The 371-nt window shown below is 49.9% G+C and carries 2 protein-coding genes; both read left to right on the top strand.

Annotation, left to right across the window (positions count from 1 at the left end; translation table 11 throughout):
- A partial coding sequence (locus tag A3730_RS33045; protein WP_082872351.1) for an efflux RND transporter permease subunit occupies window positions 1–124 on the top strand: 124 nt, incomplete at its 5' end.
- 48 nt (window positions 125–172) lie between these two features.
- Window positions 173–371: hypothetical protein (locus tag A3730_RS32650; RefSeq protein WP_231883936.1), on the top strand; the 199-nt coding region annotated here is incomplete at its 3' end.

The raw sequence follows: 371 nt of genomic DNA, 5'->3' as shown, positions 1-371 counted from the left end.
GCAAAGGCCGCTGGCAGTGGTAATTGTCGGGGGGCTAGTGTCGGCGACGGGGTTAACGTTGCTGGTACTGCCAAGTCTTTATGCGTTTTTCTCGAGCAAAAAAGCTGTCGAGTTACAACGATAATCTAATCTTCCCCCGGCGGTTATCAGCCGGGGGGTTTAGGAGGAAAAAATGCTTTACTCTACATTGTGCAATCAAGGTGACTGGGCTTTTCGATGGCGTAGTATCGCTCCGGCGGTGCTTATGATTCCCGCGGTAATAGTTGCCTTAATAGATGTGCAATATTTTTTGGATAGTCACACCTATGATCAGTGGTGGGACTTGTTCGCGATATCGTTTGTGGTGGCGGGCCTTGGGATTCGTGTCTGGA

The sequence above is a fragment of the Alcanivorax sp. HI0044 genome, from assembly GCF_001634945.1.
This window is presented reverse-complemented; position numbering and strand designations above follow the sequence as displayed.